The organism is Kribbella sp. NPDC004875, assembly GCF_042873375.1.
Taxonomy (GTDB): domain Bacteria; phylum Actinomycetota; class Actinomycetes; order Propionibacteriales; family Kribbellaceae; genus Kribbella.
Map to the genome: position 1 here is coordinate 679,880 of NZ_JBIALI010000003.1, position 13,759 is coordinate 693,638.

Annotated in this window: 13 protein-coding genes and 1 riboswitch; of the genes, 7 read left to right on the top strand and 6 right to left on the bottom strand. The window is 67.6% G+C overall.

Features of this window, described 5'->3' with window-relative positions:
- Positions 1-35: 35 nt before the first annotated feature.
- From ACFYRH_RS20455 to ACFYRH_RS20465, 3 genes are read left to right on the top strand one after another with little or no spacing between them, the layout of a single operon-like run.
- Positions 36-518 (top strand): GNAT family N-acetyltransferase, encoded by a 483-nt coding sequence (locus ACFYRH_RS20455; protein ID WP_387777171.1) that lies wholly within the window; start codon positions 36-38, stop codon positions 516-518.
- Positions 515-1,366, top strand: a complete 852-nt coding sequence (locus tag ACFYRH_RS20460; RefSeq protein ID WP_387777174.1) for a 3-methyladenine DNA glycosylase — start codon at positions 515-517, stop codon at positions 1,364-1,366. The genes ACFYRH_RS20455 and ACFYRH_RS20460 overlap by 4 nt, the downstream gene beginning before the upstream one ends.
- Positions 1,367-1,375: 9 nt before the next feature.
- A complete protein-coding gene (locus ACFYRH_RS20465; RefSeq protein ID WP_387777177.1) occupies positions 1,376-1,576 on the top strand; it encodes a hypothetical protein in 201 nt (66 codons plus the stop codon).
- Positions 1,577-1,588: 12 nt separating this feature from the next.
- Here ACFYRH_RS20465 and ACFYRH_RS20470 read toward each other — a convergent pair whose 3' ends face one another.
- Positions 1,589-2,209 (bottom strand): class I SAM-dependent methyltransferase, encoded by a 621-nt coding sequence (locus tag ACFYRH_RS20470; protein ID WP_387777180.1) that lies wholly within the window; start codon positions 2,207-2,209, stop codon positions 1,589-1,591.
- Positions 2,206-3,030, bottom strand: coding sequence for a class I SAM-dependent methyltransferase (locus tag ACFYRH_RS20475; protein WP_387777183.1), 825 nt, complete (start codon positions 3,028-3,030; stop codon positions 2,206-2,208). The genes ACFYRH_RS20470 and ACFYRH_RS20475 overlap by 4 nt, the downstream gene beginning before the upstream one ends.
- Before the next feature lie 92 nt (positions 3,031-3,122).
- Here ACFYRH_RS20475 and ACFYRH_RS20480 point away from each other — a divergent pair, with 92 nt between their 5' ends.
- From ACFYRH_RS20480 to ACFYRH_RS20495, 4 genes are all read left to right on the top strand, one after another.
- Entirely contained in the window at positions 3,123-4,388 is a 1,266-nt protein-coding gene (locus ACFYRH_RS20480) for a Fic family protein (protein WP_387777186.1), read from the top strand.
- A 69-nt stretch (positions 4,389-4,457) separates the two neighbouring features.
- Positions 4,458-5,039, top strand: a complete 582-nt coding sequence (locus ACFYRH_RS20485) for a DinB family protein (protein WP_387777189.1) — start codon at positions 4,458-4,460, stop codon at positions 5,037-5,039.
- Positions 5,040-5,099: 60 nt separating this feature from the next.
- Positions 5,100-5,256, top strand: a riboswitch (cobalamin riboswitch).
- A gap of 132 nt (positions 5,257-5,388) precedes the next feature.
- Positions 5,389-9,348 (top strand): ribonucleoside-diphosphate reductase subunit alpha, encoded by a 3,960-nt coding sequence (locus tag ACFYRH_RS20490; protein WP_387777192.1) that lies wholly within the window; start codon positions 5,389-5,391, stop codon positions 9,346-9,348.
- Positions 9,339-10,397: a ribonucleotide-diphosphate reductase subunit beta gene (locus ACFYRH_RS20495; protein ID WP_387778310.1), complete on the top strand. Its 1,059-nt coding sequence runs from the start codon at positions 9,339-9,341 to the stop codon at positions 10,395-10,397. The genes ACFYRH_RS20490 and ACFYRH_RS20495 overlap by 10 nt, the downstream gene beginning before the upstream one ends.
- Positions 10,398-10,453: 56 nt before the next feature.
- Here ACFYRH_RS20495 and ACFYRH_RS20500 read toward each other — a convergent pair whose 3' ends face one another.
- From ACFYRH_RS20500 to ACFYRH_RS20515, 4 genes are all read right to left on the bottom strand, one after another.
- The gene (locus tag ACFYRH_RS20500) at positions 10,454-11,299 is read right to left on the bottom strand and encodes an alpha/beta hydrolase (RefSeq protein WP_387777195.1); all 846 of its coding nucleotides are present in this window, start codon (positions 11,297-11,299) and stop codon (positions 10,454-10,456) included.
- A gap of 80 nt (positions 11,300-11,379) precedes the next feature.
- On the bottom strand, positions 11,380-11,958 hold the full coding sequence (locus ACFYRH_RS20505) for an isochorismatase family protein (protein ID WP_387777198.1): 579 nt from the start codon (positions 11,956-11,958) through the stop codon (positions 11,380-11,382).
- A gap of 32 nt (positions 11,959-11,990) precedes the next feature.
- The gene (locus ACFYRH_RS20510; RefSeq protein WP_387777201.1) at positions 11,991-13,319 is read right to left on the bottom strand and encodes an MFS transporter; all 1,329 of its coding nucleotides are present in this window, start codon (positions 13,317-13,319) and stop codon (positions 11,991-11,993) included.
- The gene (locus tag ACFYRH_RS20515; protein ID WP_387777204.1) at positions 13,316-13,759 is read right to left on the bottom strand and encodes a MarR family winged helix-turn-helix transcriptional regulator; all 444 of its coding nucleotides are present in this window, start codon (positions 13,757-13,759) and stop codon (positions 13,316-13,318) included. The genes ACFYRH_RS20510 and ACFYRH_RS20515 overlap by 4 nt, the downstream gene beginning before the upstream one ends.

Genomic DNA, 13,759 nt, shown 5'->3' on the forward strand with positions numbered 1-13,759 from the left:
AGCCTACCGTCGGTTGCGGATGAGACAGTTATGTGGTGAGCACGGAGATTCGGCTGGCTGGGCCTGAGGAGTACGACGCGGTTGGTGAGCTGACCGTGGAGGCCTATACGCACGATGGCTTCGTTCGTGGTGATTACGCGATGACGTTGCGTGCGGCGGCTGACCGGGCCGCCAAGGCGGAGTTGTGGGTGGCCGCGGACGGTGACGGACTGCTCGGCACGGTCACGTATTGCCCGGTGGGATCGGTGTACCGCGAGATCGGGCGCGACGACGAGGGCGAGTTCCGGATGCTCGGGGTCGCGGGACGGGCGCGCGGGCAGGGCATCGGCCGGGCGCTGACCGAACGCTGCATCGAGCGGACCCGCGAGCAGGGCCTGCGGCGGATCGTCATGAGCAGCGCGAAGTACATGACCACCGCCCACCGGATCTACGAGCGTCTCGGGTTCGTCCGGATCCCCGAGCGGGACTGGGCTCCGATCCCGGGCGTCGATCTCTACGCCTTCGCCCTCGACGTATGACCGTCACGCTGCCCTTCGACGAGTGGTCGTCGTACGCGACCGAACACACCGAGCGGGTCGACGTACTGCTCGCCGGTCATCTCGAACGCCGGCGGCGCCGCGAACCGCACCCCGTCGAGGACTTCCTCTTCACCTATTACCCGACCCGTCCGAACCAGCTCCGCATCTGGCACCCCGGTCCCGGCGTCCACCTCCAGGACGCCGCGGTCTACGCCGAGCGCCGCGGGTACGTCGTGACCGACGGGACCGCGGCGCTCGACCCGGGCGAGATCGAGCGCCGCGCGGACAGCATCACCTGGATCCGGCGACTGCTCGCGGCGACGCTCGACCGGCAACCGCAGTTCGGCTGCTTCGGATTGCACGAATGGGCGATGGTGTACCGGACTCCGGAGGTACGGCACGCCTCCTGGCCGCTCCGGTTAGGGGCCGAGGGCACCGATCAGGTCGTCGAGTCGCACAAGATCGGCTGCTCGCATTTCGACGCGTTCCGCTTCTTCACCGACCCGGCGCGGCCGCTCAACGCCTTGCAGCCGACCCGCGAGTCGCAGCCGGTCCTGGAACAAGGCGGCTGCCTGCACGCCAACATGGACCTCTACAAGTGGGCGACGAAGCTGATGCCGTTCACCCCCAGCGCGCTGCTCCTGGACTGCTTCGAGCTGGCCCGCGACATCCGCACCCTCGACATGCAGGCCTCGCCGTACGATCTCGCGAAGCTCGGCTACTCCCCCGTGCGCATCGAGACCCCGGCCGGCAAAGCGGAGTACACGGCGGCCCAGCGTTCCTTCGCCGACCGCGCCAGGCCGCTCCGCCGGGAACTCGTGGAGCTCTGCGACCAGCTGCTGGGCTAACCTCGCAGCATGGGAAAGATCGTCGCCATTGCCTTCGGCATCCTGCTCATCGCCGTCGGCGGCGTCTGGACCCTGCAGGGCCTGGGCTACCTCAAGGGCAGCTCAATGACAGGCAGCACCCTGTGGGCCACCATCGGCCCCATCATCGCCGCCTTCGGCGTCGCACTCGTGTACGTCGCCTTCCGAGGCCCGAAGAAACGTGGCCAGTAACCAGCAACATCGTCAGACGCGCACAACCGCCCACTGGTAGTGCATCGGCCCCTCGCGGTCGTCCCAGGTGAGCCACTCCTCCACGACACCGTGTTCCGCCAGCACGGCGCGCAATCCTTCGTCGGTCCGAATGCTGAAGAAGCGGCCAGGCCCGAACCCCGACTCGTCCTGCCAGACGCGTTCGCCACCCGCCGCACTCCCCCACAGCCCAACCGCAAGCACCGCACCCGGCCGCAGCACCCGGACAATCTCCCGCACCGCCAGGTCGAGGTCGTCGTCGGCCACGTGGAGCAGAGTGCTCATCGTCCAGCCGGCGTCGAACGTCTCGTCGTCGAACGGCAACTCGAGTACCGACGCCACCTCCGCACGCAGCCCGAGTCCGCGACACGCCTCGACGCTCGCCGGCGCCAGATCCACTCCGGTGTAGTCGAAGCCCGCCGACGCGATCGCCTCGCCGTCGCGGCCCGGGCCGCAGCCGATCTCCAGGACTGAATGACGTCCCTCGGCCTGCAGCTGACTGAGATAAGCGGTACGGCGGGTTACCCGCGCATCCGGTAGTGCGCGGTCGGATCGGGCCCGGAGCTCGTTGGAGTAGTAGGTGATGAGGTCCTGTTGACGTGCCTCGCGGGTCATGGCTTGGTCGCCTTGAGTGCGAACAGGAGGGGGATTCGGGGCGCCTCGTCCGGTAGACGCCACCAGCCCTCGGGCGTTTGTTGCATGGACGGCCAGCGGGGCCAGGGAAGCACTTCGGATTCGCGCAGGCTGGTGAGTTGGAAGCCGGCACCGGCGAGCGTGGTGACGATCTCGCCGAGGCCGTGCCGCCATTCGTAGCTCGTCTGGCGGCCGGGGACCTCGTCGCCGGTGTAGGTGACGGTCGAGTCGTGCGCGATCGGTCCGCGCCCTTCGAGGTAGTCGGCGCGGATCACGAGATCGTCCGACTCACCGGGGAGCGAAACCTCCCGCAGCGCATTGAGCAACGGATGGAACTCGACGACGTACAGCACGCCACCCGGTTTGAGCAGCTCCCGCACAACCTCGGCCCATTGCTTCAGATCAGGCAGATAACAGAGCGCGCCCTTGCCCGTGTAGACGATGTCGAACTGCCGGCCGCCGACCGCCTGCACCGCCTCGTACACATTCGCGTGCACGTAGTCGACCTCGACTCCGGCCTCGGCAGCGATCCCCCGCGCCGCCTCCAGCGACTTCTCCGACAGGTCGAGCCCGCCCGCCCGCGCGCCCCGCCGCGCGAACGCGACCGTCTCCGTCCCCAGATGACACTGCAGATGCAGTACGTCGCGCCCCTCCAGCGGACCGAGGTCGTCCCACTCGTAGTCCGCGAACCAGAACTCGGCAGGCCGGTCGTAGAAGTCGCTCGCCGCGTGCAGCGGCGCCCTCGCGTCCCAGTCGGCCTCGTTGGCGGCCACCATCTCCTGCGTCTGCGCGTCGAGAGTCACAACCAGCAGTCTGCCCACAATCGGGTCCACGGGCCCGTACGCTCCCATCCACAGGTCTTGTTCAAGGTTTATGGATAAGGTTGAATAAGGGTATGGCACGCGTGGAGTTGCACCGCTGGCCCGGACACCCCGACGGGTTCACCCGGGCCGAGCGGCTGGGCGGGTCGTACGAGCTGTACTTCCCGGACCCACTGGTCGGCCGGGAGTTCGACCTGAGCGACGACGTTCTCGCGGTTCTCGAGGACGCCGCCGGCGATCTCGCCCGCCTGGACGCGACGGCCGCCGTACTGACCAACAGCGAGGCGCTCGCGCGGCTCCTGCTGCGCGCCGAGGCGGTCGGCTCGTCCCACATCGAGGGTCTCGTCGTCGGGGCCCGCCGCCTGTTGAAGGCCGACGTACTGCGAGACCGCGCGCGCGACGTCACGGCCGAGGAGGTGCTCGGCGCGGTCGACGCGATGACCTGGGTGACCGAGTCCGTCCAGGCCGGCGACAAACTCGAGGTCGACCATCTGCTCGAGGCACACCGGCTCCTGATGGCCCAGTCGCCGACCCCGGAGTACGGCGGCGAGGTCCGCTACCTGCAGAACTGGATCGGTGGCCGCTCCCCCGCCGAGGCGTACTACGTCCCGCCGCCGGCGCAACTGATTCCGGAACTGCTCGCGGACCTGATGACCTTCGTTCGCGAGTCGCCGCTGCCGGTGCTCGCCAAGACCGCGATCGCGCACGCCCAGTTCGAGACCATCCACCCGTTCGCCGACGGCAACGGCCGGACCGGACGGGCCCTGATCCACCTGATCCTGCGCGCCGACGGCCTCGTGACCCGCACCGTGCCGCCGGTCTCGCTGGCGCTCGCCACCCACGCGACGGAGTACGTCGACACCCTGACCGCGTTCCGGTACGTCGGACGCTCGACGACCGCGAAGGCACGAGCGGCCGCCAATCCGTGGCTGCGGATGTTCGCGATGGCCTGCACGCACGCGACCGCCGAGGCCGCGCGTTTCGAGCAGACGGCCGTCGACCTGAAGGCTGCCTGGCGGGAACGCGCCGCGCCGGTCCGGGCGGGCTCGGCGACCGAACGGCTGATCGAGGCACTGCCGGCCGCGCCGGTCCTCACGCTCGCCGCCGCGGCGCAGCTCATCGACCGCTCCCAGCAGGCCGCGAACCAGGGCCTCGCCCGCTTGGTCGAGGCGCGGATCCTGCGCGAGGTCACCGACGGCCGGCGGAACCGTGTCTACGAGGCACCCGAACTGATCGACGCGTTCACACTGCTCGAGCGCCGCTTCGCGAGCCCGGCCGCCGACACCCGGATCGAACCACCTAGCAGACCAGTCCCGTCGAGGCCACGACCGACACGCTAGGTGGTTTGACTTTCCGTCTCCCGACGAGCAAGAATTCGAACATATGTTCGATCGTACAGGGGAGTCGTGATGCCGGAGCCGTTCGACTGGGACATCCTGCAGCGGCCATCGGCGATGGCCATGGTTCGTGGCCAGCTCGGCTTCAGCTGGATGGTCCTGTCCGGGCGGCTGGCCCGACTGACCGACGAGCAGTACTTCTGGCGCCCGAGCAGCGAGGCGCTCACCGTCGTCCGGCGGCACTATGCGGGACATTTCCGCGCACTCGGGTCCGGGGAGTGGGTCGCGCAGTGGCCGGACGAGCCCGACCATCGCGGCCCGCGGACGATCGCCTGGCTGATCGCGCACCTGACCGAGACGTTCTTCGAGCGCTGGGAGTGGACGTTCGGTGAGAGCCGGCAGGGCCGCGCGGACATCACCTTGCACGGCAACGCGCGGGACGCGGTGGCCTGGCTGACGCACTGGGTCGAGGCCTGGCAGGACGCGATCGCCGGCCTCGACGAGGACGCGGTGACCACGGTCGGCCTCAGTCAGGCCAACGAACTCGACGCGGCCGAGCCGTTCGGTCACGTCGTACTGCGCCTCAATCGCGAGCTGATCCATCACGGATCGGAGATCATGACGCTCCAGGATCTGTATGCCGTGGCGGCGTGAGGACCACAAGATGTGCGACACGCGACGTTGCGCTACCACTAGATCTAGATACATCGGCTTAGCATCTCTACTGCTGGTGGTTCGGAGTGATCGATGGCACAACATGTGGGTCACTCCGAGGCAACAGGGGAATCCGGTGCGACTCCGGGACTGCCCCGCAACGGTGAGCGGAGACCCTCCGCGAGTCCGAGTACCTGCCACCGGCGCGTGCACCGCCGGTGCACGCAGTCCGAGATCTCGCGGGTGGGTCGCAGGGCGTGACGACAGTCTTTCCGGCCGGTGCTGCCGGTCTCGTCGTGCGCCTGCTCGCGTGGTCCCGGGTCTCCGAACACTTCTGGAGCGCACACCTGTGACCATTGCTTCTTCCTCATCGCCCCTGGCGACGGACCGGGAGATCGAGCTGACCGTCGTCCGCCGCGACGCCAGCAGTACTCCGTTCGACGCCACCAAGATCTCCGTCGCCTTGACCAAGGCGTTCCTCGCCGTCGAGGGCTCCGACGCGGCCACCACCCACCGGGTCCAGGACCTGGTGACCGACCTGACCGGCCGGGTCGTCGGCGCCCTGACCAGCCGCGGTCTGAATTCGCTGTCCGGGCGGCGCAGCGTGCAGGTCGAGGACATCCAGGACCAGATCGAGCTGGCGCTGATGCGCGCCGGTGAGCACCAGGTCGCCCGTGCCTACGTGCTCTACCGCGAGGAGCGCACCAAGGCCCGCACCCCAGCCGGCGCGTCCGGCGTCGCCGAGAAGCCGGCACCGACCGTGCGCGCCGCCGACGGCAGCCGGTCCCCGCTCGACGTCGACCGTCTCAAGGTGGTCGTCGCCGAGGCAGCCGCCGGTCTCGACGCGGTCGACCCCGAGCTGATCCTGAACGAGACCCTCGGCGCCTGCTACGACGGCATCGCGCAGCACGAGGTCGAGCTCGCGCTGGTGATGGCCGCCCGGTCGTACGTCGAGACCGAGCCGCAGTACAGCTTCGCCGCCGCACGCCTGCTGCTGGACAAGATCCGCCGCGAAACACTCGGCCGCGTCCACGGCGAACCACGCCAGGCCAGCCAGTCCGACATGACCGACGCGTACGTCGACTATTTCCCGCGCTACATCCAGCTCGGGATCGAGGCCGGGCACCTCGACCCGGAGCTCGGCCGCTTCGACCTCGCCCGGCTCGCCGCGGCGATCAAGCCGGAGCGGGACCTGGACTTCACGTTCCTCGGTCTGCAGACGCTCTACGACCGCTACCTGCTGCACATCGACAAGGTCCGCTTCGAGCTCCCCCAGGCGCTCTTCCTACGAGTCGCGATGGGCATCGCGCTCCGCGAGGACAACCGGGACGCGAAGGCGATCGAGTTCTACGAGGTCATCAGCTCCTTCCGTTTCATGACCTCGACCCCGATCCTCTTCAACTCCGGCACCACCAGGGCCCAGCTGTCCGCCTGCTTCCTCACCACCGTCGAGGACGACCTCTCCCAGATCTTCACCGGCATCCGCAACAACGCCCTGCTGGCGAAGTACTCCGGCGGCCTCGGCAACGACTGGACCCCGGTCCGCGGCATCGGCGCCGGCATCCAAGGCACCAACGGCGAGTCCCAAGGCGTCGTCCCCTTCCTCAAGATCGCCAACGACACCGCCGTAGCAGTGAATCAGTGCTTCGCGCCGGACACTCTCGTCTACACAGCCAACGGTCCAACCGCGATCAGCGAGATCAAGGTCGGGGATCTGGTTCTCGGCGCAAGCGGTGTCTATCGCGAGGTCACGAAGACCTTCATGTACGACCAGGACGACACGATGGTGCAGATCGACGTAGAGCACTCGATCGAACCGCTCACGGTGACCGCCGGTCACCCGTTCTACGCGATCCAGGGCGTACCCGTTGAGCAGTCCAACGAGCGAACCCTTGAGTGGCTGGCCAAAGGCAAGGTCCAAGCGGCCTGGGCGGAAGCCGGAATGCTCGCCAAAGGCGATTACGTAGGACAGGTGGTCCCTCAGGAGGTCGCGCCGGTCAGCGGCCTGACCACCGACGATGCCCGCCTGTACGGCGTCCTCCTCGGCGACGGACACCTCTCCAACGACGGCAACCAGTGGGGCGTCTCGGGCAACCCACAAAACGACACCCATCTTTCCTTCGTCCGCGAATACCTAACCTCCCGTGGCATCCATTTCTGGGAGAACGGCAGGGGCGACACCTACGCCCAGATCCACTGGGCGGCAGGCCGAGGCCCCAGAAGGGATCCGGCGACGGGGCGCATCGCCGGACCGGGCGAGGCGACCATGCCGTTCGTCGCCGACGATCTGTACGACGGACAGCGGCGCAAACACATCGCCCGCCGTTTCGCGCACCTGCCTTTCGATCAGACCCGCGAACTCATCCGTGGACTCCTGGAGACCGATGGCGGTGTGTCACGCGGCAAGGAAATCTACTTCACGAGCACGTCCAGACGGCTCGCGATGGACCTGCGCTATCAACTGCTCCGGCTCGGGATTCCGGCCGCAGGACAGTACCGGTTGCGGGAGGGCGAGCACGTCGGGCGTCGCTCCGACGGATCGGAGATCAGCTTCTCGAAGCCTGTGCATGCCTACGACCTCCGCATTCCCGCTGTACCCGGTATTGCCGAACTCGTGGGTGTGACTCCCATCCAGAAGCTCAACTGGATCGCACACGAAGGAATGGTCTTCTCCCGGCTGCGCGAGGTTCGCCCTACCCCGACAGTTCCAGTCGTCCACGACCTGGAGGTCGAGGTCGACGAGTCCTACATGACTGTCGCCGGGCTCGCCCACAACGGCGGAAAGCGGAAGGGCGCTGTGTGTGCGTACCTCGAGACGTGGCATATCGATATCGAGGAGTTTCTGGATCTGCGGAAGAACACCGGGGACGAGCGGCGGCGGACGCATGACATGAACACGGCGAACTGGGTGCCTGATCTGTTCATGCAGCGGGTCGAGGCCGATGGTGAGTGGACGTTGTTCTCGCCGGATGAGGTGCCGGATCTGCACGATCTGTACGGGCCGGCGTTCGCCGACGCCTACCGTGGCTACGAGGCGGCGGCAGATCGCGGTGAGATCCGGGTGTTCAAGCAGGTCAAGGCGGTCGATCTCTGGCGGCGGATGCTGACCGTGCTGTTCGAGACCGGGCATCCGTGGATCACGTTCAAGGACCCGAGCAACCTGCGGTCGCCGCAGCAGCACGCCGGCGTCGTGCACTCGTCCAACCTGTGCACCGAGATCACCCTGAACACCAGCGCGGACGAGATCGCGGTCTGCAACCTCGGCTCGGTCAACCTGGTCGCGCACCTGACGCCGGACGGCCTCGACGCCGACCTGCTCCGGGACACCATCCGGGCCGCTGTGCGGATGCTCGACAACACCATCGACGTGAACTTCTACACCACCCCCGAGTCGGAGCGGTCGAACCTGCGGCACCGGCCGATCAGCCTCGGACTGATGGGCTTCGCCGACGCACTGTTCAAGCTTCGGATCCAGTACGCGTCCGATGCAGCGGTCGAGTTCGCCGACCGTTCGATGGAGCAGATCAGTTACCACGCGATCGAGGCGTCCAGCGATCTCGCCGCCGAGCGCGGCCGCTACTCGTCGTACGACGGATCGCTGTGGAGCCTCGGGATCCTGCCGATCGACTCACTGGACCTGCTGCACACCGCGCGCGGCGGCGACGTGACTATCGACCGGAGTACCCGGTTGGACTGGGAGACCCTGCGGGCGAGGGTCCTCAGCAACGGCATGCGGAACTCGAACGTGATGGCGATCGCGCCGACCGCGACGATCTCCAACATCTGCGGCGTGAGCCAGTCGATCGAGCCGACGTACAGCAACCTGTTCGTGAAGTCGAACATGTCCGGTGAGTTCACGATCGCGAACCCGTACCTCGTCGCCGACCTCAAGGACCGTGGGTTGTGGGACCAGGTGATGGTGTCCGACCTGAAGTACCACGACGGCGTGCTCGCCAGGATCGAACGGATCCCGGCCGACCTCCGCGAGCTGTACGCGACGGCGTTCGAGATCGACCCGCTCTGGCTGGTGAAGGCAGCGTCGCGGCGGCAGAAGTGGATCGACCAGGCGCAGTCGCTGAACCTCTACATGGCGAAACCGTCCGGCCGCGCGCTGGATGAGCTTTACCGGTCAGCTTGGCGCTATGGACTCAAGACGACGTATTACCTGCGTTCCCAGTCAGCTACCCACGTGGAGAAGTCCACACTGCAAGGCACCGACGGCCGGCTGAACGCCGTACCGGTGACTGTTCCCGAACCCACCGGAGCGGTCTGCTCCCTCGACGACCCGGACTGCGAGGCCTGCCAGTGAGCACTCTTTCGATCGGAGCGGCCCGCGTCGAGGTCGCCGACAAGGCGATGATCAACTCCCGGGCGGACGTGAACCAGCTGCTGCCCCTGAAATACACGTGGGCCTGGGAGAAGTACCTCGCCGCGTGCAACAACCACTGGATGCCGACCGAGGTGTCCATGCAGGCCGACATTGCGCTCTGGCGGCGTGCACCAGGTGCCAAAGACGGTCTGACCGAGGACGAGCGGCTGATGCTGAAGCGCAACCTCGGCTTCTTCGCCACCGCGGAGTCCCTGGTCGCGAACAACATCGTCCTCGCGGTCTACCGTCAGCTCAGCAACCCCGAATGCCGGCAGTACCTGCTCCGCCAGGCGTTCGAGGAGGCCGTGCACACCCACACCTTCCAGTACATCTGTACGTCGCTCGGTCTCGACGAGGGCGAGCTGTTCAACATGTACCGCGAGGTGCCGTCGATCTCCGACAAGGACGCGTGGGCGCTGAAGTACACCCAGCACCTGGAGGACCCGGACTTCCGCACCGGGACACCGGAGGCCGACACCGCGTTCCTGCGCGACCTGATCGCGTTCTACGTGGTCTTCGAGGGCATGTGGTTCTACACCGGATTCGCGCAGATCCTGTCGCTCGGCCGGCGGAACAAGATGGTCGGGATCGCCGAGCAGTACCAGTACATCCTGCGCGACGAGTCGATCCACCTGAACTTCGGCATCGACTGCATCAACCAGATCAAGCAGGAGAACCCGCACCTGTGGACAACCGCCTTCCAAGCCGAGGTCCGGCAGATGCTCGCCGAGGCCTGCGAGCTGGAGGTCGCCTACGGCCGGGCCACGATGCCGAACGGCATGCTCGGGCTCACCGCGGACCTCTGTGAGCAGTACATGCGCTTCATCACGGACCGCAGAGCGGAACAAATCGGACTTTCTCCGCTCTTCGGTGAAACGCGGAACCCCTTCGGATGGATGTCAGAGGTGATGGACCTGAAGAAGGAGAAGAACTTCTTCGAGACCAGAGTGATCGAGTACCAGTCCTCCAGCGGACTCAGCTGGGACTGACCCCCGATCCGGGAGGCCCGCGGTGCAACTCGCCGCTCCGCGGGCCTTCCTTCAGGTCAGGCTGCGCCGTGCTTCTGGATGAAGTCCAGGGCGGTGCGGGCTACCTCTTCCCAGCCGTGGTCGATGACCAGCGAGTGGCCGCGGTTCGGTAGTTCGACGAACTCGGTGACGCCGGAGTTCTTCGCGTGCTGCTTGTACGCCGCGTGCGTGATCGCGTGCGGCACCGTGTGGTCCTTCTCCCCCGACACCAGCAGGATCGGCCCGCGGTTCTCGGCCTTGTAGTCGACCTTCGTCTCGCTGAACGGGTTCAGGTTCGCGACGGCGGCCTGGAAGATCGGTACGCCGGACGCCGCCACGTGGAACTCGTCGTACAGCTGGTGCGCCTCGTCCTCGTCGAGGGCGTTGGCCCACCCGTACTTGAACTCGTCGAACGTCAGCGTCACCGACCGCCGCGCGTTCGCCGGGTTGCCGAGCACCGGCGACCCGGACTTCAACGCCGACGCCGGCAACGGCAGCACGCCGCGTCCGGGCGCCGGATCGATCGACACCGTCACCGCCGCCGCCCCCTCGCCGGCGATCTTCTGCGCGATCAGCCCGCCGAACGAGTGCCCGATCACGGCTGGTTTCCGGTCCAGTCCGCGGATGGCGTCCAGGTAGTGATCGGTGACCGCCTGCACCATCTTGTGGGCGAAGACGTCCGGGTGCTCGCGGGCCTCCGCGACCGTCTCCGGATCGTCCGGCCACCCCGGGGCGACCGTGCTGTACCCGTTCTCCTCGAACAACCTCCGCCACCGGTCCCAGCTGCTCGAGAGCAGCCAGAGACCGTGGACGAACACCACCGGTTGCTTACCGGACGCGTTGGCCGAGTCGACCTCGGCCTGCTCGCGATCAGTCAGCGCCATCGAAACCCCCTCCAGGTCAGGAATGATCGCGACGCTAGCCGCTCCGGTGCCCTCTTGGGAATCGATTCGGCGCGGAAAGATCAGCCGAGCAGCTCGAGGATCTCCGCGGTGCTCCCGGACTCGCCGAGGCGGGGGAAGATCCAGGTCAGGGAGTTCTCGTGGGCGGCGGCGGACATGTCGGTCATCGCGTCGGTGGCGAGCGTGACGTGGTACCCGTGCTCGTACGCCGCCCGCGCCGTCGACTCGACGCCGATGCTCGTGGCGACGCCGGTCAGGACGATCTGTGTGATGCCGCGGCGGCGCAGGTGGACGTCCAGGTCGGTGCCGTGGAAGGCGCCCCAGTTGCGCTTGGTGACGACGATGTCGTCGGCGTTCCCCGCCAGCTGGTCGACGATCTGGTCGGCGCCGGGCGGCATCGTCCCGCCGGCGGCGCGGGCCGGCCGCTCGGTGCGGCCGGTGAGCCGGTCGCCACCGTCGGCGGCGAAGCTGACCCGGACCAGGACGACCGGCAGATCGTGCTTGCGGAACGCGTCGGCGAGCTCGACGGTCCTGGCGATCACGTCGGAGGTGGCATGCGGCTCGCCCGGGATGGCGGCGACACCGTTCTGCAGGTCGATGACGACCAGGGCGGTCTTCGGGTCAAGGGTGGTGACGGACACGGAGGAGCCTCTCTCTTCAGGGCTGTTCAGAGCTATTCAGGAAGGTTCAGGAAGGTGACCAGCGCGAGCAGACCGGACACGACGAGCAGGAAGATCGCCATGTCGTGCAGTCCGGCCGTGGTCGCGCCGTGCTGGAAGAAGTGCGCGTTGGCGGCCGCAGAGATCAGCGCACCGACGTACACACAGGTACGCAGTAGACCGGCGGACGAGCCGATCCGGGCCGGATCGGCCTGCTTGTAAAGGGCAGTCTGGTTGGCCAGGTTGTTGAGGCCCTGCGGGATCCCCGCGATGACGCCGACCACGGCCAGGATCCAGATCGGCGTACCCGGGCCGACCAGCAGCTGAGCGGCCGCCGCCAGGATGAGGAACACGCAACCGGCCATCAGCTTGCCGCGGATCCGCGGACTGCGACCGGTGAGCGCGGTGAAGAGCACCGCGGCCAGGGACAGCGGCAGCAGGAGCAGACCGGCCTTGGATGCGCTCAGGCCCCGCGACTCCTCGAGCCATTGGGTGAAGCCGTAGAGGAACGAGTACGCGCCGACGAACGCGAGCACCTGGCGCGCGTAGGTCAGGATCAGTGGCCGATTGCCGCCGAGCACCCGTAGATCGATGAACGGGGCAACGACTCGCAACTGGGTCGTCACGAACGCGACCCCGAGGACAACCGCGAGCACCACCAGCCACCACCGCGAGGCCTGCGGCCGCATCAGGAACAGCATCAGCGAGACCAGCGTGGTCGCGAACAGCACGATGCCTGCGTAGTCGATCTGCCCGGCGACGCGCGAGCGCGGCGTCCGCGGGAGCCAGAGCGCGCCGAGAACCACGCAGATCAAGGACAACGGGACGTTGATCGTGAAGATCAGGTGCCAGCCGCCGAGCCCGATCAGCAAGCCGCCGAGCGTCGGGCCGATCACCGCGATCACCTGGTTCGCGATCGACAGGCTGCTCAGGATGACCGCGGGCGTCTCCATCCCGGTCCGGTCGGCCTCGCTCCGGATCAACGACATCGAGGCCGGGTACGCCGCCGACGTACCGAGACCGAGGAGAACTCGGGAGACGATCAGTACGCCGAGGTTCGGCGCCAGTGCGCCGAGCAGACCGGCGACGCCGACGAGCGACGTCGAGATCAGGTAGAGCGGTCGCGGACCGAACAGGTCGACGAGCCGGCCCATCACCGGCTGACCGACCGAGGTCGCGAGGTACAGGCCGGTCACCAGCCACGCGGTCTGCGACGGCGGTACGCCGAACGCGGCGCCGATCGGGATCAACGCGACCGCGAGCATCGACGAGTTGATCGGGTTCAGCGACGAACCGACGATCATCGGCGCGATCAGCCGCCGGTCGAAGCGCTGCTCCGTCAACGCCCGGCCGCCTCGACGGCGTGATCGAGCAGAGCGAGCGCCTCGATGATCGTCTTCCGCTCGGCCTCGGTGCAGTGCTCCTGCAGGGTCCGCGCCAGCCACTCCTGCCGCACCTTGCGATCCCCCTGCAGCCGATGCCGGCCGGCCGACGTCAACGACACGACCTGCCGCCGGCCGTCCTCGGGATCGGGATGCCGCTCGATCAGATCCGCCGCGAGCAGGGCGGCGATGATCGCAGCCATCGACTGCGGCCGCACACGCTCGGCACTGGCGAGCACGCTCGCCGACGCCGGCCCGTCCTTGTCCAGCCGGCTGAGCACCGAGGACTGCGACGGCGTCAGGTCGTCGGTCTCCGCGAGCGCCTTCAACTGCCGCTTGACCCGCCCGAAGACGACCCGCACCTCACTGGCCGCACGCATCGCGGACGCCGAGATCTCCAT

What these genes read in the sequence shown, in the direction of transcription:
- ACFYRH_RS20460 (WP_387777174.1), top strand. Translation starts at nt 515, where the DNA reads ATGACCGTCACGCTGCCCTTCGACGAGTGGTCGTCGTACGCGACCGAA.
- ACFYRH_RS20465 (WP_387777177.1), top strand. Translation starts at nt 1,376, where the DNA reads ATGGGAAAGATCGTCGCCATTGCCTTCGGCATCCTGCTCATCGCCGTC.
- ACFYRH_RS20470 (WP_387777180.1), bottom strand. Translation starts at nt 2,209, where the DNA reads ATGACCCGCGAGGCACGTCAACAGGACCTCATCACCTACTACTCCAAC.
- ACFYRH_RS20480 (WP_387777186.1), top strand. Translation starts at nt 3,123, where the DNA reads ATGGCACGCGTGGAGTTGCACCGCTGGCCCGGACACCCCGACGGGTTC.
- ACFYRH_RS20485 (WP_387777189.1), top strand. Translation starts at nt 4,458, where the DNA reads ATGCCGGAGCCGTTCGACTGGGACATCCTGCAGCGGCCATCGGCGATG.
- ACFYRH_RS20500 (WP_387777195.1), bottom strand. Translation starts at nt 11,299, where the DNA reads ATGGCGCTGACTGATCGCGAGCAGGCCGAGGTCGACTCGGCCAACGCG.
- ACFYRH_RS20515 (WP_387777204.1), bottom strand. Translation starts at nt 13,759, where the DNA reads ATGGAGATCTCGGCGTCCGCGATGCGTGCGGCCAGTGAGGTGCGGGTC.